The 20,334-nt window shown below is 28.8% G+C and carries 20 protein-coding genes and 1 tRNA gene; 12 read left to right on the forward strand and 9 right to left on the reverse strand.

Going from position 1 to position 20,334, the window contains the following annotated elements:
• The 6 genes from ACVC2P_RS13600 to ACVC2P_RS13625 all read left to right on the forward strand — a co-directional run.
• A partial coding sequence (locus tag ACVC2P_RS13600; protein ID WP_452598999.1) for a ribonuclease R family protein occupies positions 1-1,729 on the forward strand: 1,729 nt, incomplete at its 5' end.
• Positions 1,730-1,959: 230 nt separating this feature from the next.
• Complete coding sequence (locus ACVC2P_RS13605; protein ID WP_452599000.1) at positions 1,960-2,289, forward strand: YbjQ family protein; 330 nt, start codon at positions 1,960-1,962, stop codon at positions 2,287-2,289.
• Between the two features lie 134 nt (positions 2,290-2,423).
• Positions 2,424-3,098, forward strand: coding sequence for a head GIN domain-containing protein (locus ACVC2P_RS13610; protein WP_452599001.1), 675 nt, complete (start codon positions 2,424-2,426; stop codon positions 3,096-3,098).
• 151 nt (positions 3,099-3,249) lie between these two features.
• Positions 3,250-3,948 (forward strand): LysE family translocator, encoded by a 699-nt coding sequence (locus ACVC2P_RS13615; RefSeq protein WP_452599002.1) that lies wholly within the window; start codon positions 3,250-3,252, stop codon positions 3,946-3,948.
• Complete coding sequence (locus ACVC2P_RS13620; RefSeq protein WP_452599003.1) at positions 3,941-4,468, forward strand: GldL-related protein; 528 nt, start codon at positions 3,941-3,943, stop codon at positions 4,466-4,468. The genes ACVC2P_RS13615 and ACVC2P_RS13620 overlap by 8 nt, the downstream gene beginning before the upstream one ends.
• A 21-nt stretch (positions 4,469-4,489) precedes the next feature.
• Positions 4,490-5,644, forward strand: coding sequence for an acyltransferase family protein (locus ACVC2P_RS13625; protein ID WP_452599004.1), 1,155 nt, complete (start codon positions 4,490-4,492; stop codon positions 5,642-5,644).
• A 386-nt stretch (positions 5,645-6,030) separates the two neighbouring features.
• Here the strand turns inward: ACVC2P_RS13625 and ACVC2P_RS13630 are convergent, their stop codons facing one another.
• The 8 genes from ACVC2P_RS13630 to ACVC2P_RS13665 form a co-directional block, all read right to left on the reverse strand.
• Positions 6,031-6,246 (reverse strand): hypothetical protein, encoded by a 216-nt coding sequence (locus ACVC2P_RS13630; RefSeq protein ID WP_452599005.1) that lies wholly within the window; start codon positions 6,244-6,246, stop codon positions 6,031-6,033.
• 62 nt (positions 6,247-6,308) lie between these two features.
• Positions 6,309-6,887 carry a hypothetical protein gene (locus ACVC2P_RS13635; protein WP_452599006.1) on the reverse strand — a complete coding sequence of 193 codons (579 nt, stop codon included), beginning with the start codon at positions 6,885-6,887 and terminating at the stop codon, positions 6,309-6,311.
• Between the two features lie 11 nt (positions 6,888-6,898).
• Complete coding sequence (locus ACVC2P_RS13640) at positions 6,899-9,253, reverse strand: phage tail protein (RefSeq protein ID WP_452599007.1); 2,355 nt, start codon at positions 9,251-9,253, stop codon at positions 6,899-6,901.
• Positions 9,254-9,464: 211 nt separating this feature from the next.
• Positions 9,465-9,719 (reverse strand): hypothetical protein, encoded by a 255-nt coding sequence (locus ACVC2P_RS13645; protein WP_452599008.1) that lies wholly within the window; start codon positions 9,717-9,719, stop codon positions 9,465-9,467.
• A 127-nt stretch (positions 9,720-9,846) separates the two neighbouring features.
• Positions 9,847-10,806 (reverse strand): hypothetical protein, encoded by a 960-nt coding sequence (locus ACVC2P_RS13650; protein ID WP_452599009.1) that lies wholly within the window; start codon positions 10,804-10,806, stop codon positions 9,847-9,849.
• Positions 10,807-11,215: 409 nt separating this feature from the next.
• A tRNA-Cys gene (locus ACVC2P_RS13655) sits at positions 11,216-11,286 on the reverse strand.
• Between the two features lie 84 nt (positions 11,287-11,370).
• Positions 11,371-11,739 (reverse strand): dihydroneopterin aldolase, encoded by a 369-nt coding sequence (gene folB / locus ACVC2P_RS13660; RefSeq protein WP_452599010.1) that lies wholly within the window; start codon positions 11,737-11,739, stop codon positions 11,371-11,373.
• A 10-nt stretch (positions 11,740-11,749) separates the two neighbouring features.
• The gene (locus tag ACVC2P_RS13665) at positions 11,750-12,154 is read right to left on the reverse strand and encodes a DoxX family membrane protein (RefSeq protein WP_452599011.1); all 405 of its coding nucleotides are present in this window, start codon (positions 12,152-12,154) and stop codon (positions 11,750-11,752) included.
• A 134-nt stretch (positions 12,155-12,288) separates the two neighbouring features.
• Here ACVC2P_RS13665 and ACVC2P_RS13670 point away from each other — a divergent pair, with 134 nt between their 5' ends.
• From ACVC2P_RS13670 to ACVC2P_RS13690, 5 genes are all read left to right on the forward strand, one after another.
• The gene (locus ACVC2P_RS13670; protein ID WP_452599012.1) at positions 12,289-13,353 is read left to right on the forward strand and encodes a helix-turn-helix domain-containing protein; all 1,065 of its coding nucleotides are present in this window, start codon (positions 12,289-12,291) and stop codon (positions 13,351-13,353) included.
• Positions 13,354-13,447: 94 nt separating this feature from the next.
• Positions 13,448-14,317, forward strand: a complete 870-nt coding sequence (locus ACVC2P_RS13675) for a hypothetical protein (protein WP_452599013.1) — start codon at positions 13,448-13,450, stop codon at positions 14,315-14,317.
• A 346-nt stretch (positions 14,318-14,663) separates the two neighbouring features.
• Entirely contained in the window at positions 14,664-16,685 is a 2,022-nt protein-coding gene (locus ACVC2P_RS13680; RefSeq protein ID WP_452599014.1) for a glutamine--tRNA ligase/YqeY domain fusion protein, read from the forward strand.
• Between the two features lie 93 nt (positions 16,686-16,778).
• The gene (locus ACVC2P_RS13685) at positions 16,779-17,267 is read left to right on the forward strand and encodes a DUF1761 domain-containing protein (protein ID WP_452599015.1); all 489 of its coding nucleotides are present in this window, start codon (positions 16,779-16,781) and stop codon (positions 17,265-17,267) included.
• A gap of 120 nt (positions 17,268-17,387) precedes the next feature.
• The gene (locus tag ACVC2P_RS13690; RefSeq protein ID WP_452599016.1) at positions 17,388-18,545 is read left to right on the forward strand and encodes a GNAT family N-acetyltransferase; all 1,158 of its coding nucleotides are present in this window, start codon (positions 17,388-17,390) and stop codon (positions 18,543-18,545) included.
• Between the two features lie 58 nt (positions 18,546-18,603).
• Here the strand turns inward: ACVC2P_RS13690 and ACVC2P_RS13695 are convergent, their stop codons facing one another.
• Positions 18,604-19,536 (reverse strand): SPFH domain-containing protein, encoded by a 933-nt coding sequence (locus ACVC2P_RS13695; RefSeq protein ID WP_452599017.1) that lies wholly within the window; start codon positions 19,534-19,536, stop codon positions 18,604-18,606.
• A gap of 78 nt (positions 19,537-19,614) precedes the next feature.
• Here ACVC2P_RS13695 and ACVC2P_RS13700 point away from each other — a divergent pair, with 78 nt between their 5' ends.
• Positions 19,615-20,298, forward strand: a complete 684-nt coding sequence (locus ACVC2P_RS13700) for a hypothetical protein (RefSeq protein ID WP_452599018.1) — start codon at positions 19,615-19,617, stop codon at positions 20,296-20,298.
• Positions 20,299-20,334 lie beyond the last annotated feature (36 nt).

Genomic DNA, 20,334 nt, shown 5'->3' on the forward strand with positions numbered 1-20,334 from the left:
GTATAAAGATATTTTTGTACCAATAAATAAAACAAATAAAGCAGAAGATGGAGATAAAGTACTGGTTTCTCTAGAAGATTGGCCAGAACGCTCAGATTCGCCTAATGGAAAAGTACTTAAAGTTTTAGGAAAACCAGGAGAACATAATACCGAAATACACTCTATTTTGGCAGATTACGGTTTACCATACGAGTTTCCTAAAGCAGTAGAAGACTATGCCAATAACATAGATTTAGAAATAAAACCAGAAGAAATAGCTAAACGAAGAGATATGCGTAAAGATTTAACCTTTACCATAGACCCTAAGGACGCTAAAGATTTTGATGATGCCTTATCCTTTAAAATATTAGATAATGGCTTATACGAAGTAGGAATACATATTGCAGACGTATCGCACTACTTAAAAGAAGGTACCGTTTTAGACGATGAAGCATACGAGCGTGCAACCTCTGTATATTTAGTAGATAGAGTAGTACCAATGCTACCAGAAATATTAAGTAATGGCGCCTGCTCGTTAAGACCACACGAAGAAAAATATACATTCTCTGCAGTGTTTCAATTAAACGATAAAGCCGAGATTAAAAACGAATGGTTTGGTAGAACGGTAACCTATAGCGATGCCCGCTTTGCATACGAAGAAGCACAAGCAATTATAGAAAATAACGTTACTTTAAACAAAGCAGAAGTTATTAACACTATTAATAAAATAAATACTATAATTCCAGCTGAAGTATCGTTAACAGGAAAAGAATATAAAACCAATCCAGAAATAGCACAAGCCATATTAAAACTAGATGAGCTAGCTAAAATTATGCGTGGAAAACGTATGCGATCTGGAGCATTATCTTTTGATAAAGTTGAAGTGAAATTTAATTTAGATGAAGAAGCCAATCCAGTAGGAGTATTCTTTAAAACCAGCAAAGACGCTAATAAATTAATTGAAGAATTTATGCTATTAGCTAACCGCAAAGTTTCAGAATTTATAGGAAAACAAAAACCAGAAAAAACATTTGTTTATAGAGTACACGATGAACCAGACGAAAGTAAATTAGCAGCTTTACAAGGAGTAGTATCGCAGTTTGGGCATAAACTAAACCTTAGAGATAAAAAAAGTATCGCAGCTTCTTTAAACCAGTTATTAACCGATGTTAATGGAAAAAAAGAACAAAACTTAGTAGATACTCTAGCAATACGTACCATGAGTAAAGCCGAATACACAACAGATAATATTGGGCATTACGGTTTAGCATTCGATTATTACAGTCACTTTACATCACCAATACGTCGTTATCCAGACGTTATGGCACACCGTTTATTACAACGCTATTTAGATGGTGAAAAAACTGCCAATGCAGAAGTTTACGAAGAAAAATGTAAACACTCAAGTAATATGGAAAACTTAGCAACAAAAGCCGAGAGAGATTCCATTAAATACATGCAAATACGTTTTATGCAAGACCACCAAGACGAAGAGTTTGTAGGTGTCATATCTGGAGTAACAGATTGGGGTATTTATGTAGAAATAATATCTAACAAATGTGAAGGTATGGTAAGAACTAGAGATATAAAAGATGATTATTACGAGTTCGACCAGGACCAATTTGCATTAGTAGGAAAAGAAACTAAAAATATGTACCAATTAGGAGATGAGGTCGTTGTAAAAGTAAAGCAAGCCGATTTAGTAAAACGACACTTAGATTTTGATTTAATAGGAAAAGTAGAAGACTAAATGTACTAATTACAATTTGTAAATAGTACATTTATATAACACCAGAGTACAAAATATATTTTGTACTCTGGTGTTTTGTTTATTAACAAAACTGTATCTATGGTTTTATACCACATTTAATGCATTATTATTTATATAAGAGCAGGAATCTTTTATAAAAGTTATTAGTATTTTAATACTTTTAAGTAACAATTTAATGAAAACAACTACCAATAAGAAACTTAAAAATTATGATTTTAACCACGACAAACTCAATAGAAGGCTCAAGAATAGTAGAATATAAAGGCATTGTAACCGGCATATCCTATAACTCAAGTTACTCGTATAAAGGTAATAATATGTCTTTTAAAGATATGTTTAAAATGTCTAAATACTACGAAGCATACGCAGCAGGATTAGAGCAAATAAAAGAAGAAGCCTTTCAAAAACTAAAAGAAAATGCAGACGCATTAAAAGCCAATGCAGTAGTAGGAATAAGTGTAGACGTAGAAGCCATAGCAAACTCTAATACATTAATGGTATCAGTAACAGGAACAGCCGTAAGCATTGTAAAAGAATAAAATAATTACAATAATACCAGACTAAAAGCAGTTATATACAAAAGAGTAATAACCAGAAGTAAAAATTTAAACATACAAACTGTAACAATTACAAAAGATAAGGCTCTTTACTTAAAACAATAAAAAATTAAGACATGAGAACTATAACATCTGTATTACTATTATTTATAACACTAACAGCTTTTGCACAAAACCCAAAAGAAAAAAAAGTAGGAGACTTTACAACAGTAAAAGTTTTCGATTTAATACATATAAGCTTAGTAAAGTCTAACGAAAACAAAGTTATTATTACAGGAGAAGACGTAGACGATGTAGAAATAGTTAATAAAAATGGAACCTTAAAAGTACGTATGCGTTTCGATAAAATATTTAACGGATCTGAAACCTTTGTAGCAGTGCATTACACAAATTTAAAAGTTATAGATGGTAATGAAGGCGCTATAATAGTAGGAAACGAATTAATAGAACAAGACGAAATAGAACTAAAAGCACAAGAAGGAGCAGTACTAAAAATAGGCTTAAATGTAGATAAAGTTTCTATAAAAGCTATTACTGGAGGTGTTGTAGAAACTAGAGGAAAAGCAAATTCGCAATCTGTACTTATTAATACAGGAGGTATTTATGAAGGTAAAGCCTTCGAAACAAAAAACACAGAAGTAAAAATAAGAACAGGAGGAGAAGCAGAGGTAAACACAACAGATGTTGTAGATGCTAAAGTAACAGCAGGTGGCGATATTTATATTTACGGAAACCCAAATACAGTAACAAAAAAAACAACTTTAGGCGGACGTATTAAACGAGTAGATTAACACTATTTTTTTATAAAAAGTAAAAGCTACAGTAATATTACTGTAGCTTTTTTGTTTAATAGTAATTAATAAACTTGTAACTATTACTAGCAAATAAAGACTACTATTTTTAAATAATTTCTTTACTTTGTAGTAAATCCGTTTTACTTATATGTTCGATGATATTTTAGCAGCAATTCCTTTTGGTATTATATTAGCATTTACCATTGGTCCTGTGTTTTTTGTTTTACTAGAAACTAGTGCAACAAAAGGCTTTAGAAGCGCTATAATATTTGATGTAGGTGTAATTTTAGCAGACATTGTTTTTATTCTTCTAGCCTATTACAGTACTAATAACTTATTAGAAAAAGTAAAAGACGATCCTAACTTTTTAATATTTGGAGGCGTTTTGCTAATTGTTTACGGTATTATTTCTTTTATAAAAACCTCTAAATCTTTTAGAACCATAGTAAAAGAATACCATAAAGTAGAAATACAAAAAGACTATTGGAAACTCTTTGTAAAGGGCTTTTTACTTAATTTTATAAACATAGGAGTACTTATTGGTTGGTTAGGGTTTATTGTTATAGGAAACTCCATTACAACCTCTAAAAATGGCGTAGTTATTTTTATAAGTACTATGTTAGTAAGTTATTTTGTTGCAGATGTAATTAAAATACTGGCAGCCAAACGACTAAGAAATAAATTAACGCCAAGGCGTATTTTTAAAACTAAAAAAATAGTAGCTCTATTTATTTTAGGATTTGGAGTCTTACTACTTACTCAAGGTTTATTCCCAGAAGCTTACGAAAAAAACAAAGAAAAATTAGAGAAAATTAATCCTATAAAAAAGGCTAAGCATATTGAGTAAACCTAGAAAAAAAGCGCTTACTTTGCCGCTAAGAATAGCATTATCTTCTGTTATTCTAGGTCTTTTATTTAAACTACATCACTGGCCTTATGGTAATGAAATAATTCTTACAGCTTGTATAGCATTAGCTATTTTATATAGTGTTCGTTTTGCACTTAAAAAAGCTAAAGTAGTATTAGATTATGTTAAGGTTACTTTAATAGTACTATGGATTTTTAATTATATAACCAAAACACTTCATATTATAAATTTTAATTCCATTTTTAATTTTATAGTACTCATTTTATTAGGCTATTGGTTTATAAATGAAGGTACAACCTATTTCTCTAAAAATAGAAAATTAAAAGACATTAAAGATTTAAAAACAGGCTATTATGTAGCCTGGATTATTACTATCATTCCTTTAATATTAGGTATTTTATTTAAAATTCAACACTGGCCATATGGAGCTTTATTAACTACAGTTGGTTTTTTATTTTTAAGTGTCATGATTTTGGTGGATTATTTTGTCACGGAATAGATATCAATTAAAATAATTTTAATGGCACCCACACATGCCATATTTGCTGTTATTGTATTTATTGTATGTTATATAATAGCTTACACTATAAATATTAAATATAAGTTAAAACCTAAACCTAATAGGTACGAAAGTATAGATGGTTTAAGAGGGTTTTTAGGCGTTAGTGTATTTATTCATCATGCTAGTATATGGTACGTATTTGCTAAAACTGGAGCTTGGGAATTGCCAAAATCTAACCTCTATGTTCATTTGGGGCAAACGAGTGTCTCTTTATTTTTTATGATTTCCAGCTTTTTATTTATAAGTAAGCTATTAAACTCTAAAACAGCTTTTAATTGGAAACAATTTTACAAGTCAAGACTTTTAAGATTGGGTCCGTTATATTTATTCAGTCTATTACTACTACTTATATGTATTATGGAAATTAGTAATTGGCAAATAGTAGTAGAATTTAAAACATTTATAATTAGTATTTTAAAATGGTTAGGTTTTACCATATTTGGAGAACCAATACTAAACAATGTATATTACACACCGTATATAAATGGAGTAGTTTGGTCATTACCTTACGAGTGGTTATTGTATTTTAGTTTGCCAGTATTATCAATAATTATATCTAAAAAAAAGCCTTCAATAGTAATAATAATTATAAGTTTAGTATTCATTGTAGTGTTTAGTATTTATCATGGTTATGGCTACCATCACTTATTATCATTTATGGGAGGTGCAATAGCACCATTTATAAAAAAATACAGCAAAATAAAATTGAATTTTAATACGCTATTTTTTAGCATTTTAGTGCTATTCTGTTTCTTTTTAATAATTCAATTTAGTAGTTCGTATTCTATAATTTGTAAACTATTAATTACAATAGTATTTACTATAATCGCTCTAGGAAATAACCTTTTTGGTATTTTAAAAAATACTACATTAAAATTTTTAGGAGAAATAAGTTATAGTACTTACTTACTACATTGCATTATCCTTTTTGTAATTGGTTATTATATTATAGGTTTAGAAAAAATGAAAAGCTTTTCTGAAAACGAATACTGCTTACTTATATTTTTAATAGCACCGTTAGTAGTTTTAATTAGTTTCTTATCTTTTTATTGGATAGAAAAACCTTTTATGCAACTATCTAAGAAATTAAAAAATAAAAGCCATTATTTCTAACGGCTTTTATAATAGTTTAGAGTATAATTATAACTTATAATATAATATTACTTTGTCTTCATTTACATTAATAGTAAAACCATTATCCGTTACTTCTAATGTTTTAATTGGCGAGTTTTCTACTTCATAAACAGTAATGTTATTTTCTTTAGTTTTAGTATAAGTAAGGTCTTGTAATGCTTCCTCAACAGTTTCTAAAGGAAAAGATTTTTTAAATTCTAGACTTAATTTTGTTTCGTATACATCCCTATTTCCAGGATCAAATTCATTTTTTATAGGACCAATATATTTTTCTGTTACGTAAGACTTAATATCTGATCTATCAAATTCCTTAAATTCTTTAATATTTTCTTCAGGATATGAAACGTTACCACAAAAAGAAAAAGCTAACCTAGAACCGTTGGGAAATTTATCCTTAAATACACGTATGTATGTATAAAATGTTCCTTAGAAGATTTTATCATATAGTTTCTAAATTTATCTTCTCCTTTTTCATATTTATTTCTCCAAGCTCTTTGCTCTAAATCTATACCCATTACGTCGTAATCTCTTATTAATGGTTTTTGGTATAAAAACCTTAAGTCTAAATTATGTTTATTCATGTGTTTTTAGTAAAAATAAAAGCCATTATTTCTAATGACTTTTATAACTATTTAAAGTGTAATTATAACTTATAATACAACACTACTTTATCTTCATTTATATTAATAGTAAACCCAGTATTTGTTACTTCTAGTGTTTTAATTGGCGAGTCTTCTACTTCGTAAATAGTCGTATCATTTTCTTTAGTTTTAGTGTAAGTAAGGCCTTCTAAAGCTTCTTCTACTGTATCTAAAGGAAAAGATTTTTTAAATTCTAGACTTAGTTTCGTTTCGTAGATATCTCTATCTCCAGGATCAAATTCATTTTTTATAGGACCAATGTATTCTTTAGTTATAAGAGAAGTAATATCGGAGCGATCGAATTCATTAAATTCATTAATTTGTTCTTCAGGTTGTGAAAGATTACCAGAGAATGTAAAAGCTAATCTCAAAACATTAGGGAATTTTTCTGTAAATATGTTTATATATATATATATAAAGTTCTCCAAGGAACATTTTCTTATAAAATTTCTAAATTTATCTTCACCTTTTTCATATTTTTTATCCCAAGCTCTACGTTCAAAATCTATACCCATTACGTCGTAATCTCTTATTAATGGTTTTTGGTATAAAAATCTTAAATCTAATTTATGTTTATTCATGGTTTTATTTTTTAATTAATATAGTGTATGTATTCTACAACATCACCTAATTCTTCTATGGCTAAATCTGCTTGTTTTAATTGATATTCTATAGAACCTTCTTTTAAATGTGAAAAATTATTTTTTATTTTTCTATTTATCTCATTTTTGAATTTTAAAACATTATTCTCAATAAAAGGAAATCTCTTTTTCCTAATTAAAGAAAATACGGTTCCATCTGGGTTCACGGCTCTAAATTCCTTAGCATTGTGTTTCATAGATAATAAAATATCTTCGAAACTTAAAGAAGAACCAGGTGGTGGGTGGCTATGTGTTATAATTAAATCTTCAATATGTTTACCTAGTTCTCTTAATTTTTTCCTTGCTCTTAAAATATCTATTTTTGGTATTTTTACAGAGTATTTATCTCCTATTAATAATTTAGATAACACACTGCCATCTTCATCAAACAATTTAGCATTTTCCTTTTTATTTAGTTTTATAGAGTCTTCAAATAATTTAACTTCATCTGCAATATTATCAAAGCTTTTACTCTTTTTTATTGCAATGTCTGTATAGGTATTTATAGATTTAGCAATATCTTTAAGTGGACTTTTATTACCCTCAAATAATTCATCAATTAACCCTTTAAACTCTTTAGTACTTTTATTAAGCAGCGCTACTAGCTCATCTAATAACTTAGTAAAGCTTTTAAAAGTAGTAATAATTATCTTTTTAGTATAATTAAAAACCGCGCGTCCTGCATTGGCAATTCCTCTAAAAATACCAGAAAAAACAGTTGCTAGTTTTTCTAAAACAGCTGCAACAGATAGTGTACCACCAGTAAATAATATACCTACAACAACTTCTATAGCTAAACTTACTACAAACCCCACAAAAGCACCACTAAAATAGGCAATAGTTTCTATAGAAATATTAGTAATACTACTTAATTTCCCTTTTAAATGGGTATATAAAGCTTTAAAATCTATGTTTTTTATAGCAACTATAGCATTATCTACATACTCCATTAATAGTGGAAATTGCTTGCTAAAATGAGCTGTAAAATCTTTTAGGGTAGCCATACCATTAAATAGCATTTCTAGCATTTTAAAAATACCAGAAATAGCGTCTATTAAGCCATTCCAAATTCCACATAAATACGCATTGGCAATGCGTACGCCTTTTTTAATAAGGTCTGTAAAATCAAACTGTTTTAATTGTATAAAAGTACTTTGTATAGCATCGCTTATTTGTATGTATTTACTAAACACATAACGCTCTAAACTGTCTGGTATTAAGTCTATTTCTAAAGCATTTAAAGGCGAGAAAGGTATACCAGATACAGTTAAAGGTACGGTAGCTATTTTACCAAAATCGGTTTGTTGTACATACTGCCGTATTTTAGCATCTTGTTTATAAAATCCAGTTTGTAGTTCTGTAAAGGCTTTTATAGCATAGTCGTTAAGTTTATGATCTGGTACTGTATCTAAGCCTTCTTCTATAAAAGGAAATAGAAAAGGTTTAAAGGTATGTGTTTGGTCTACAGTTCCATCGTCTTTTAGTTTTTTAACATCTGGATTCCATCGGTGTTTATCTAGTTTGGCTTTATCTATAAATTTAGCTATACTACCACATACCTTGCCTAGCACTGCTATTAGTTTTTTATCTAATGCATAAGGGTTAAGATAATCGTTGGCTGCAAATAAAAATTCTACAGATTTTAAGCTAACATTTTCTATTTTTTTATTACGTATAAGTTCTTCTAAAACGGCTTTGTCTATACTAACGTATTCGTTAATATAGTCTAACACTTTTTTATTACTGTAGAGTTGCGATTCGTGCTTTAAATTATCTCTTACACGATTACCTATTTTTATTCTGCAAAATTGTGCACTTATGTCATCTGTATTATCTTCTATAAAAAAGATAATACCATTAGGTTCTGTTTTAGTTACTTTAAAGCATTCTTTCAATTTAATGGCATCTTTAGAAAAGTACAGTTCTATGTTATAAGCTAAAACATCTACACCTTTTTCAAAGGTTTTATTTACATTTTTATCGAAAAATAGTTTTCTCTTTTTTATGTAAGTAATTCGATTTGGGTCTGTATTTACATCTGTTGCTATTTTTATATTGTTTATAGTATCTACTTTTGCACCTGGGTAATAGATTCGTTTTATACTACCTTGAGATTTACTTGTAAAAGGGATTTCTGCATAAGAGCTAACATTAGTCATGCCTCTATGGTTTTCTAATAAGGGGCTTTTAAAATTAATATCGCTTAAGCTAGCATTATTTAGTGTAGTGGTTATAAAAGGAGCATCCAAGCCAAAAAGAGGTGCATCGAGTTCAACCTCTTCTCCATTTTCATTGATAATAGTCATTTTGTTATTTTTTATTAAACATTTGTTTTGTTTATTAGAATTTTTTGCAAATAATTTAAACAAATGTAATAATAAATATAACATAAAACAAAATAAATATAAATAATAATTGTAATATGTTTTATATTAAATAAGGTTATTACAATAAAAAAACCTCCAAGTAATACTTGAAGGTTTTATTAGTTTAAAATTGTTGTGAGTATTTTACAGACTAACTCTCTTCCTCTCCAACATGTTCTCCTTGTGTGGTTACAGAACCAGTAGAAGCATTACCATAAACAGGTGTTTCGTTTCTTAAAATGTCTAGAACTCTAGCAAAATTACTAGAAGTCATATAAGGTGTTTCTTGTCTTTTTCCTTGAAAAGTTGTAAAATAGAATTTACCTAAATCAATTTTTGGATCCCATAAAGCTTGGTAAGCTTTTAACTTTGTCCAACCTGTTGTACCTTGTGCGTGGTGTGGCATAATTATAAGTTTTTTGTAATTAATAGTGGTACAAATGTATTACAGCTTTATAATTATATAACAAGTTGATATACTGTTTATTGTAGGGTGTTTTTCCTTAATCTATAAAATAGTTTTTTATATTTTTTTAAGCTAAAGTTAGTTTATCTAATGCTTGATTTCTTTGGTTATTTAAAGCTTCAATAGCATTTTTATAAGGTGTTAAAAAGGTATTCATTTCCTCTATTAAGGTATTTAATTTCTTTTCTTCTTGCTTTAATTGTTCATTAGCATTATTACTTTTTAAATCTCTAATTGTATTCTTTAAGTCCTCTATAGCCGAATTGTATTTATTAGAATGCGGCTCCATTTCTAACCTTAATTGCGCTTCGGCTTTGTCAAATTCTTCATTAGTGTATTTTACTTGTAAATGAGACATTTTGTTTTCGTAAGATGTAGTTAAGGCATTTATTTTTATTTGAGAGTTATTTATAGCTTCACTACTTTCATCAACATTTTCTTCAGATTGTTCGTATTTAATATCGGTAATAACTAAAGTATTAAATTTTATAAGCTTATTAGTAATAACAACCTCTGGAAGATCTAATATAACTTCGTTTTCTTTCATTGTTATTTCAGGAATTTTTGTAACAATCTTTCTTAATTTCATATGAATTTCTGGAACAGAAATAATTATGGGAGTCATTTTTGTAGTGCAATGTAATTTCTTTGTCTTAACACCTAAAATCCAACCTATTTTCCACTTACATGTTGTTTCTGGTTTTTCTCCTATTTTTTTATCTTTCATAATAGTTGTAGGAACTTTAAAACTAATGTCTTTATTTTTCATTACTACTTCTGGTATATGAAAAACAATTCTTTTTTCTCGCATGGAAAATTCTGGAATAGGAAGATGAAAAGAAACTTCTTTCCATTCAAAATTATATTGATAATCTCCATTTTTTATAGAAAATAAACTCTGGTTATCTTCTAATATTTCGCTATCATCTTCAATATTAGAAACTTCTTTAGAAATTTCATTTGTTAGAGCTTTTAAGTCGTTTTCAAATGCTGTTGTTAGTTTTTCAATCTGTTCTTGAGTATCCATTATGTTAGGGTTTTTATTATAAAACCAAAATTATATTTAAGACATAATGAGTTCAATACCTTTTACTAGGTATATTGAAGTAAAAAACATTCAAAATAGGTTAATCTTTAAAGCACTATTCAATAGAAAACCTTTTTTTTGATGTATGCTTTATTAAAATTGAAAGACAAAAAATATCAATCGAAACTTAGAAATATATTTAATAAGCAGATACTGCTAAAAACTGTTGTACAAGGTTCTACACAACTTTACTATCAATTTTTTATAAAAATTTAGAACATAAAAAAACCTCCAAGAAGGTGCCGAGCGGATTCGAACCGCTGTACAAGGTTTTGCACAACTTTACTATTAATTTTTTATAAAATTAGAGTATAAAAAAACCTCCAAGTAAACTTGAAGGTTTTTTCAGAGGCGCCGAGCGGATTCGAACCGCTGTACAAGGTTTTGCAGACCTCTGCCTAGCCACTCGGCCACGGCGCCCTAAATTCCTAGTGGAAACAGGAATCTCATTTATGTTTATTTAAACGAGTAGGCAAATGTAAAAAAAATTACGGTTTTACACTATTACTCGTTGTTTTTTCTTTTTCTATTTAATTCTATGGTTACCATTTGTACATCGCCACCAATAGGAGGATTAATTTTACTTACAGTAACCGTTGCTAAGCTAACTAATTTACCCTCAGTAAAAATACGATCTAAAATACGCTGTGCAACATGCTCTAAAAGAGCACTAGGAATAGCCATTTCTTCAACAACAATTTTATTTAAAAGAACATAATCTACAGTGTCGTTTAAGTTGTCTGTAGTAGCACTTTTCTGTAAATCGGCCTTAACCTTTACATCTACACGGTAATCACTACCAATTTTAGTTTCTTCTTTTAAGCAACCATGATAAGCATATACACGTATATTTTCTACTTTTATAATTCCCATATGTTGAGTATTAATTTTTCTTTAAAATGTGGTCCAAAGAAAGCGTATCTTTACCAAAAGTCATAGCTAAAAATATTAAAAATACACTTCTTACAAAAACATGTTGTAAATCCCATATAGGCGATTGCAGTCCATGACCAAAGGTTACAATTAATAAAATTAAAGCTAACCCATAGTATGCCTGTTTTCTAAATAACCCTAGTAGAAGCAAAGCACCAAAAATAAGCTCTCCATAAGACGTAAAATAAGCAGAGAATTTTAAAATAAAAGTAGGCAGAAAAGTGGCTTCGAACGATTTAAAACCACCGTTGTAAATGGTTTCTACACCCATTTTAAAAACTTTACCAAAGCCTTGCCAAAAGAAAATAAGACCAGTAAGTAATCTTGCAAAAAGTGTAATAAGTTTAATATCCATAATGAAAGTTAATTTATATAAAAATAGGTTTTATAATAAACTAGGTCGTAAAAAATAGACATATACAACATAAATAAGCTTATTTAACAAGCCTGTTTCTATAAAAAGATAGTATTTTGCTAAAAATACTTTTAATGAATTTAGAACTTTCTATTGATTCTATTGTAGATATTTTAACACTAGCAACAGCATTAATGTTAGGCTTTTTATTTTTAACAGTAAAAACAGAAAATAAAAAAGCAAACCTTTTTTTAGGATTATTTTTATGGAGTTTAACAATAGAAGTATTAGGAGTATTAACTCAAAGTATTTCAGAAGATGTTTTTAATATTCCAATAACAGGATTGTTTACCATTCTGTTTTTATTTCTATACGTAAATCAAACCATTAATAATACTTTAAAAAAATGGTATCTATTATTATGTATTCCAGGTGTTGTAATAAACGGTATTAATTATTTAAATATAGATATTAATTTGCTAGAAATATTCGATTATATTTTTAACATATTTCTATTAGTTTATATATTAAACACATTAAAACAACATAAAAATAATATAAGCAATTATTACTCAGACTTAGAGCATAAAACACTCTCATGGATTAAAACCATAGTGTTTATTTATTTAGGTTTTCATGTTTTGTGGATTGTAGAAGACATAATAAGTTTTAAAAATGAAGACATTATAGAATACTTTGCAAGCTTATCTACAATTCTTACTTTTTTTATGGTGTATTGGATAGGGTATAATGGATTTTCCCAATCGGAAATATTTAAAAACAAACTATTTATCCTTTCTAAAAAAGAAGATGACAATATAGAAGATAAAATAGATATACTTTACGAAGAAAGTAAAAAAGAATACATTAAAATAAAAACAAGAATAGAAACAGAAAAACTATATACAAATAGGGCATTAAATTTGCGAAACCTTTCTGCTATTTTAGAAATCAAAGAAAAAGAACTATCAAAACTTATAAACGAACACTCTAAAACTAATTTTTATCAATTTATTAATGGTTTTAGAGTAGCAGAATTTAAAAAACTACTAGCATCGCCAAAAGCAAAGCAATTTTCCATATCAGGCTTAGCAGAAGAAGCAGGATTTTCTTCTAAATCAACATTTTATACAGCATTTAAAGCAGTGGAAGGTATTACTCCAAAACAGTACGAAATGTCTTTAAAAACGTCCGAATAGAAGCAGTCGGACTCTTACAGTCGCATAATTCTTAGAGCAGGTCGTTATTTTGCTGTAAACACAGTATAAATAATTTTAAAAGCTCAAAAAAACTATGAAAAAAGTAAATTCATTTTTATTGATTGCAACATCAATAATCTCATTAAATTGTGCCTCTTGCTCAAAAGACGATAGCCCTACAATACCAACCACACCAGTACAAATAAATTCTGGTAATGACCCTAATTTTACTATAGTTGCAAATTCCGATGCTGGTTACACAGCATTTAACAGAAAAGTTGAGGTTTTTGGCATTCCTATATATGCAGTAACAGCAGTAGAAGATACTAAGCTGTTACATGCAGCTAACATAATGGCTCAATACTTAGATAATGATGAAAATGGTACAGTAGATAATTTGGCTGTTTTAACAGCTATGAAAGATAATAATGCCTTTTTATTTCTATGGAAAAAAGAAAGTGATATAGAAAATATAGAACCACCAGCAGGAGCAGAGGGCCAAGATCTAGGAAATGACGAAACCATTCCAGCATGGCATACAAATGGACATACAGGGCCGTTTGATGCCACTTTAGAAGAAGTATGGCACATAATTACACATGCCGGTTATGCAAGTGCCTATCCTACTGTTTTTGGAGAAGATGCAGAAACTTCATTAAGCAATGCAATGGATACAGCAAGAGGAGGAAACTTTACAACAATACCTAATCCATATCCAGAAGGAGCATGGTATACATACGATGATGCTACTTGCAATTATAATTGTATGACTACAGAATATATATACTGGGCAATGACCTCTATTTTAGGAGCACAAGAAAACCGATTAGGTGAAATTAGTCAAGAGTGGGATTTAAATACAAACGCATTAGTACAAAGCACAGATACAGCAGTATACAGTTTATTAACAGATTCGCAATACAAGTTTCCAACAATATTACCAGATGGTACTTACAGACAATAAATTACTAAACAAGCTTTTTTTATAGTAAAAAAACAAGTAACCATAAAATATTAATAACAGTAACACTTCGTTGAAATAAATATAATACATCATTTCAATCTTTTAAAAGTATCATTCCATATAAATAAGTTGTTACCAATAACAACACAAGTTTCTCCAGGAGAAGATGTACATATAAAAGCTGCTATAAATTATATGTTACAACAAAAAAATACTATAAAAATAAGTTTTATAAAAACGAATATAGAACCCCTTATATTTACATTAAGCCTTTCTAGTTTATGGAAAGGTTTTTTCTATTTATATCTCGCTTTATTTCTATAAATTTGTGCTTTAATTCAATATAATGTCTGAAGAAACAAAATCGCTCAACTTTATAGAGCATATCATAGAAGAAGACTTAACGAACGGATTATCTAAAAACAACTTACGTTTTAGATTTCCACCAGAGCCTAATGGTTATTTACACATAGGCCATACTAAAGCTATAGGTATTAGTTTTGGTTTAGGAGAACGTTATAATGCACCAGTAAACCTTAGGTTTGATGATACTAACCCCTCTAAAGAAGAGCAGGAATATGTAGATGCTATAAAAGAGGATATTAATTGGTTAGGTTATCAGTGGGCAGAAGAATGTTACTCTTCAGATTATTTTCAAACCCTTTACGATTGGGCAATACAATTAATAAAAGAGGGAAAAGCCTATGTAGATTCGCAAACTAGCGAAGCTATGGCAGAACAAAAAGGAACACCAACACAACCAGGTGTAGATGGACCATATAGAAACAGAACAATTGAAGAAAATCTGGATTTATTTGAAAGAATGAAAAACGGAGAATTCAATGAAGGTGAGCATATTTTACGTGCAAAAATAAACATGCAACATCCAAACATGTTAATGCGAGACCCTATAATGTATCGTATTTTAAAAGCACATCATCACCGTACTGCAAACGATTGGTGTATTTATCCAATGTACGACTGGACACATGGAGAAAGTGATTATATAGAACAAATATCGCACTCATTATGTTCACTAGAATTTAAGCCACACAGAGAGCTTTACGATTGGTTTTTAGACCAAGTAGTAGTTACAGATAAGTTAAGACCTAAGCAACGAGAATTTGCTCGTTTAAACTTAAGTTATACTATAATGAGTAAACGTAAACTTTTAAAACTAGTAGAAGATGGTATTGTATCGGGGTGGGACGATCCAAGAATGCCTACAATATCTGGTTTACGCCGTAGAGGATACACACCAGCATCTATTAGAAAATTTGTAGAAACTGTAGGAGTAGCTAAGCGTGAAAATGTTATAGAAGTCTCTTTACTAGAATTTTGTGTACGCGAAGACTTAAATAAAAAAGCAGCACGAGTAATGGCTGTTTTAAACCCAATAAAACTAGTAATTACAAATTACCCAGAAGATAAAGAAGAGTGGTTTGAAGCAGAAAATAATCCAGAAGATGTAAATGCAGGTTCTAGAAAAGTACCATTCTCTAAAACCTTATTTATAGAAAGAGAAGACTTTAAAGAAGAAGCCGGTAATAAATTCTTTAGACTAACATTAGGAAAAGAAGTAAGACTTAAAAATGCTTACATAATAAAAGGAGAAAGTGTTGTAAAAGATGCTCAAGGAAATATTACTGAAATTCATTGTACATACGACCCAGAAACTCTAAGCGGTAGTGGTACAGAAGCAAGTTTAAGAAAAGTAAAAGGAACCCTACATTGGGTATCTAAACAACATGTTATTAAAGCTGAGGTTAGGGAGTATGATCGTTTATTTAGTGATGAAGCTCCAGACAGTCATGGAGATAAGAGTTTTATGGAATTTATAAATCCAAACTCTTTAAAAGTTATAGAAGCCTTTATAGAACCAAGTTTAACAACTGCTAAGGTAGGAGAGCAATTTCAGTTTCAAAGAATAGGATACTTTAACGTAGATAAGGATACAACCAAAAACCATTTAGTATTTAATAAAACAGTAGGATTAAAAGATTCTTGGGCTAAAGTAAAACCAAAAGAAAATAATAATAATAATCAAAAACCACAACAACAGCAATCGCAACGTAAAGCGATAGATGTTATAAAACAATTAGGTAAAAAGTACACTAATTTACCAGAAGAAAAGCAGCAAAAGGTAAAAGCAGAAATTCTTGAGTTAGCAAAAAATGTAAATTATGATGAACTAGAACCTTTATTTGACACAGCTGTTAAAAAAGTTGGAACACGTATAGCGGTTATGCTTACTTTAAGTATTTTATTAAAAAACGGACTTAATAAAAACGATGCTATAAATGCATTTATAACAAAAGCACTAGAAGATAAAAATGAACTATTAGTATTAGAAGCTAAAGCGATATAAATAAGCTTATTACATAAATTAAAAACCTTAAAAGAGATTTCTTTTAAGGTTTTTTTGTACATTGAAAAGACTAACTTAATACAATCTTAAATTATGGAACCTAATATTTATGCCATTATAGTTGCAGCCATAGTGCCAATTATAATAGGGTTTGTATGGTACAACCCAAAAGTTTTTGGAAATGCTTGGATGAAAGCTTCTGGATTAACAGAAGAACAATTAAAAGGAGGAAATATGCTTGTTATTTTTGGAGTTACATTAGTATTATCTTTTTTATTAGCATTTTTTGCGCAAACATTAGTAATTCATCAAATTGGAGCATTTGGAATGATAGGAGGGAAACCTGAAGATTTAGAAGTAACCTCTTCTTATTTCGCTTTTATGGAAGAATATAAAGATGCCTTTAGAACTTATAAACACGGCGCATTTCATGGTGTTTTAGCAGGAGTATTTTTATTTTTCCCAGTAATAGCAATTAATGCATTATTTGAACGAAGAAGCTGGAAATATATATTTATTAATTCTGGTTATTGGATTGTTTCTTTAGCTGCAATGGGAGCAATTGTATGTGGTTGGGTATAGTGTAAAGTTGCTTAATTATTATTAAAATAGCTATTTAAAAGTCTTAAATTTTGTATTATTAATGTAATATAAAGTTATATTGTAAGACTTTTAAGTAGCTTCTTTTTTTATTTACTGTAATTGATAGACTTTAAAATTTATAAAACAACAAAAGCACTACCCGATTCTTGGGATGCTTTACCTACTAAAGATATTTTTTTAAAACGCTCATTTTTAAGTGCTTTAGAATTATCATCACCTAAAAATATCTTTCCATATTATTTAGGCATTTTTAAAAAAGAAAAGCTAGTAGGCATAGTTATTATACAACGTGTAGAAATGTATTTAGATGATATTTTTAGAAATACATCATCTAATAGCTTTAAGCAGTTAGCAAAACGTGTAGTTTCAAAAATTGTTAGAGGGAATGCTTTAGTTATAGGAAATTTAATGCACACAGGGCAACATAGCTTATTTTTTATAGAAGAAGAGATATCATATCAAGACTATCTTAAAACAATTTTTAAAGCCTTAAAAACACTACAAAAACAAATAAAAGAAGATTATAATAAGAAAGTAAGAATTATAGCTTTTAAAGATTATTTTGAAACAGATCCTATTCATAAACAAGTAGAATTATTTAAAACAAATAAATTATATAAAGTACAAGTGCAACCAAATATGCTATTACCAATTAAAGCAGATTGGGAAACAGCAGAACACTTAATAGCATCTTATACCAAAAAGTATAAAAAACGTTATAAAACAGCTAGAAAAAAGAGCAATGGAATTGAGTGTAAAGAGTTAAGTATAGATGCAATTAAGCAGTACGAAAAAGAACTATATGTGCTGTATAAAAATGTTTCAGATAATGCAAGAGTGAATTCTTTTGTTTTATCTAAGAATCATTTTTACACTTTAAAAAAAGAGTTGAAATCTAATTTTAAAGTTTTCGGCTATTTTTTAAACGATGAAATAGTTGGTTTTTATACCCTTATTTTAAATTATAATACATTAGAAACATACTTTTTAGGATACAATAAAATAATACAACAGAAGCATCAAATGTATTTAAACATGCTGTACGATATGGCTTGTTTTGCAATAGAATATAAATTTAAAACTATTGTGTATGCTAGAACAGCAATGGAAATAAAAAGCTCAGTAGGAGCTAAGCCCAATAGAATGCATATTTACATGAAACATACTAATAACTTTATAGCTAATACAGTTTTAAAATTTATAGTTAAGTATTTAAACCCAGTTAGAAAATGGACAGAAAGAAATCCTTTTAAATAAAAAAACAGTTTTAAAATTAATTTTAAAACTGTTTTTTTATCAAGTTTAAAGCATACACCTATTCTTTACTTAATTTTTTATTTTTTTTAGCTTCTTTCATAGCCTCTCCAATTTCATTACTAGCAGAAAAACTAGCAACCATGTCATTTAGCATATTACTTCCAGCTTGTGGTGAATTAGGTAGTAAAATTAAATTACTATTAGTCTCTCCACCTATAGATTGTAAAGTATCGTAGTGTTGTGTTACTACTATTAAAGCAGAAGCTTCTTGAGAGTTAATACCAACTTTATTTAATACTTCTACAGATTCCTCTAATCCACGTGCAATTTCACGACGTTGATCTGCAATACCTTGTCCTTGTAAACGTTTACTTTCTGCTTCAGCTTTTGCCTTTTCTACAATTAAAATACGTTGTGCATCTCCTTCAAATTGTGCAGCAACTTTTTCACGCTCTGCAGCATTAATTCTATTCATAGCTTCTTTTACTTGTTGATCTGGATCAATATCGGTAACTAAAGTTTTTATAATATCATAACCATATTCCATCATCGCTTCATTAAGCTCAGATTTTACAGCAATTGCAATATCATCTTTTTTAACAAAAACATCATCTAATTTCATTTTTGGTACTTCGGCACGAACAACATCGAATACATAGGAAGTAATTTGATCATGAGGATAATCTAATTTATAGAATGCGTCGTAAACCTTATCTTTTATTACTTTATATTGTACAGAAACTTTTAAACGAACAAAAACATCATCTAAAGTTTTAGTTTCAATAATAACATCTAGCTGTTGAATTTTCAAGCTTAATCGACCAGCTATGCGGTCTACTAATGGGATTTTTAATTGTAAACCAGATTGACGAATACTTAAAAACCTACCAAAACGTTCTATAATTACTGCTGTTTGTTGTTTTACAATGAAAAATGCGGATATAAATAGAAGTAATCCGAAAATAGATAATACAATTAATAATACAGGCATAATACTTTTTTTAAATGGTTAGAAAATAATTGAATACTAAATTAAGTTATATTTGCGCAAAAATCCCTTAAATTTAATATGAAAAAAATACAATTTATCTTATTAGTAGTACTAACACTAGGTTTTGTTACAAATTCTTTTGCACAACGTAAAAGTTATGATATAAAAAATGGATTTGGCCTATCTGGTGGGATTACACAATATGAGATAATTACAGATAACTTTGAAACAACTAAAGGAGAAGGTTGGATAGGAGGGATGTCTGCTACCGTATCTCTTCCTCATAGATGGTACGGCGTTAGTTATGGCATGCAATTATCTGAAAATAAGTTTGGTATAATGGGGCGTACTAATCCTGTAGATGTTACACAACAAGAAATAGAGTATAAAATATTTAAAGCACAATTAGTATTTTTATTCCACATAAAATTAGTAGACGATTTTGTTACACTAGATGCAGGACCAGTATTACAATATAATAGTAAACTAGAACTTGTAGATAAGTCTCAAGAAAATTATTTTATATCTGGTTATAATAATTTGAAAGCAGAAGACATATCAGATATTTCAAATGTAAACTTTAATGGAGCGATAGGTTTAAGTGCAGGTTTAAGTCATTTTAGAGTAAAAGCACAATATATTTATGGCTTTACTAATATCTTTAGTAAATTAAATAATCAAGACCTTAATATTGGTGATAATAATGCCAAATTTAAAGGGACACAATCTATGATTGCCCTTACTGCAATGATAACATTTTAACTATAAAACCATAAAAAATATAAGGTAAAGTAGGGT

This window comes from Pontimicrobium sp. MEBiC01747 (assembly GCF_053601635.1).

Bases quoted from the DNA above. Each gene is read 5' to 3' on its own strand.
- ACVC2P_RS13605 (WP_452599000.1), top strand. From the start codon at position 1,960: ATGATTTTAACCACGACAAACTCAATAGAAGGCTCAAGAATAGTAGAA.
- ACVC2P_RS13610 (WP_452599001.1), top strand. From the start codon at position 2,424: ATGAGAACTATAACATCTGTATTACTATTATTTATAACACTAACAGCT.
- ACVC2P_RS13615 (WP_452599002.1), top strand. From the start codon at position 3,250: ATGTTCGATGATATTTTAGCAGCAATTCCTTTTGGTATTATATTAGCA.
- ACVC2P_RS13625 (WP_452599004.1), top strand. From the start codon at position 4,490: ATGGCACCCACACATGCCATATTTGCTGTTATTGTATTTATTGTATGT.
- ACVC2P_RS13630 (WP_452599005.1), bottom strand. From the start codon at position 6,246: ATGAATAAACATAATTTAGACTTAAGGTTTTTATACCAAAAACCATTA.
- ACVC2P_RS13635 (WP_452599006.1), bottom strand. From the start codon at position 6,887: ATGAATAAACATAAATTAGATTTAAGATTTTTATACCAAAAACCATTA.
- ACVC2P_RS13640 (WP_452599007.1), bottom strand. From the start codon at position 9,253: ATGACTATTATCAATGAAAATGGAGAAGAGGTTGAACTCGATGCACCT.
- ACVC2P_RS13645 (WP_452599008.1), bottom strand. From the start codon at position 9,719: ATGCCACACCACGCACAAGGTACAACAGGTTGGACAAAGTTAAAAGCT.
- ACVC2P_RS13650 (WP_452599009.1), bottom strand. From the start codon at position 10,806: ATGGATACTCAAGAACAGATTGAAAAACTAACAACAGCATTTGAAAAC.
- folB (WP_452599010.1), bottom strand. From the start codon at position 11,739: ATGGGAATTATAAAAGTAGAAAATATACGTGTATATGCTTATCATGGT.
- ACVC2P_RS13665 (WP_452599011.1), bottom strand. From the start codon at position 12,154: ATGGATATTAAACTTATTACACTTTTTGCAAGATTACTTACTGGTCTT.
- ACVC2P_RS13670 (WP_452599012.1), top strand. From the start codon at position 12,289: ATGAATTTAGAACTTTCTATTGATTCTATTGTAGATATTTTAACACTA.
- ACVC2P_RS13675 (WP_452599013.1), top strand. From the start codon at position 13,448: ATGAAAAAAGTAAATTCATTTTTATTGATTGCAACATCAATAATCTCA.
- ACVC2P_RS13680 (WP_452599014.1), top strand. From the start codon at position 14,664: ATGTCTGAAGAAACAAAATCGCTCAACTTTATAGAGCATATCATAGAA.
- ACVC2P_RS13685 (WP_452599015.1), top strand. From the start codon at position 16,779: ATGGAACCTAATATTTATGCCATTATAGTTGCAGCCATAGTGCCAATT.
- ACVC2P_RS13695 (WP_452599017.1), bottom strand. From the start codon at position 19,536: ATGCCTGTATTATTAATTGTATTATCTATTTTCGGATTACTTCTATTT.
- ACVC2P_RS13700 (WP_452599018.1), top strand. From the start codon at position 19,615: ATGAAAAAAATACAATTTATCTTATTAGTAGTACTAACACTAGGTTTT.